This is a genomic window from Sphingomonas sp., assembly GCF_031361285.1.
GTDB lineage: Bacteria > Pseudomonadota > Alphaproteobacteria > Sphingomonadales > Sphingomonadaceae > Sphingomicrobium.
This window is the reverse complement of the sequence record NZ_JANMCO010000070.1, coordinates 1-1,528: the sequence shown is the minus strand read 5'-3', so window position 1 is coordinate 1,528 and position 1,528 is coordinate 1. Positions and strand designations below refer to the sequence as shown.

The window sequence follows — 1,528 nt, the reverse complement described above, 5'->3', positions numbered from 1 at the left end:
ACGAAATTCCCGATCGCTCTGGCGGGGACACGCGACAATGATATGGGTGAGTACATGACCGACCAAGCTCTCACCCTCATCGACCTCAGCCACGTCATCGAGGACGGGATGACCACCTTCAAGGGACTGCCGGGGCCGCATGTCTGCGACTATTGGACGCGCGCGGCGTCGGCCGAAAAATATGACGACGGCTCAAGCTTCCAGATCGGGCGGATCGACATGGTCGCCAACACCGGCACTTATCTCGACAGCCCGTTCCACCGCTACGCCGATGGCAAGGACTTGGCCGGGCTGCCGCTGGAGTCGCTGGCCGGCCTGCCGGGGATCGTGGTGCGGCGCCCACATGGCCAGGCAATCGCGACCGATGCGGCGGACCTGGACGGGCTCGATGTTCGCGGCAAGGCGGTACTGATCCACACCGGCTGGGACGAGCATTGGCGAACCGATGAATATTTTGGCCGTCATCCGTTCCTGACCGCAAGCGCGGCCGACTGGCTGGCGGACAAAGGTGCGGCATTTGTCGGCATCGACAGCTGCAACATCGATGTCATGCACGTGCGTGCGCGACCGGTGCATACTCGGCTGCTGGGTGCCGAAATCCCGATTTGCGAACATATGCGCGGGCTCGATCAGCTGCCCGACAGCGGCTTTAGGTTCTCCGCGGTGCCGCCAAAAGTAGCTGGAATGGGAACGTTCCCGGTGCGGGCCTACGCTCTGATAGACGCCTGAAGCCAATCGGGAATGATCGCGGCGTTGAGGTCGTCGAGGCGGCGGTGCTCGACGGCCAGGCCGAGTTCGGGATAGGCGATTCGGGTGCGCGGGCCGGTTTCCGCGGTCTCGACCACCACCAGCCGGCGGTTGATCTTGGCTCGCCAGTTCATCCGCGCCGTATTCTCCTGACCGACAAAGCAGCCCTTGGCGAAGCTGACGCCGTTCAATTCCGCCGCATTGCATTCGAGCCAGAGGATGTCGCCCAATTCGGCGCGGCCTTCGGTGACGCCGAGGCGGAGGCGATGCTTGCGGTATTCAGAAGTGGCCCCTTCACCATGTTCCACATGGTCCCCCTCCCCAAGGCGAGCTTGGGGAGGATTTAGCCAGCGGCGACCGAGCTCGGGCAAGCGCGGATCGTCGGCGCCGTCGGGTGACCAATGGACCGCGAGAGTGGGATCGCGCTCGATCGTGATCGCGCGGCGCAGGCGATAGATTGAGAGGCGCTTGATCAGATCGTCGGCGGCATCGGCTTCGCAGTCGAGCAACAGGTCGCCCCCGTCGTCCCAGACGAAGAAGTCGAACAACGTCTTGCCTTGCGGTGTCAGGAGGCCGGCCCAGACCGGGAGGTCATCCGCGACATCGCTGGTGACGAGGCCTTGCAGGAAGTCGCGGGCGTCTTCGCCCGACAGGCGGATGACGGCTCGGTCGCTGAGGGTGGTCGCGCTCATGCACCTCAGTTAAGGAGCCGCCGTGGCATTGCAAACGCTGACCATCCGCCGGCCCGACGATTGGCACGTGCATTTGCGCGACGGCGACA

The 1,528-nt window shown here is 64.3% G+C and carries 2 protein-coding genes; one reads left to right on the top strand and one right to left on the bottom strand.

Features of this window, described 5'->3' with window-relative positions:
- The first annotated feature begins 42 nt into the window (after positions 1-42).
- Entirely contained in the window at positions 43-729 is a 687-nt protein-coding gene (locus tag RMO25_RS07140; RefSeq protein WP_309661911.1) for a cyclase family protein, read from the top strand.
- Here the strand turns inward: RMO25_RS07140 and RMO25_RS07135 are convergent.
- Positions 708-1,439 (bottom strand): folate-binding protein, encoded by a 732-nt coding sequence (locus RMO25_RS07135; protein ID WP_309661910.1) that lies wholly within the window; start codon positions 1,437-1,439, stop codon positions 708-710. The genes RMO25_RS07140 and RMO25_RS07135 overlap by 22 nt on opposite strands.
- Between the last annotated feature and the right edge of the window lie 89 nt (positions 1,440-1,528).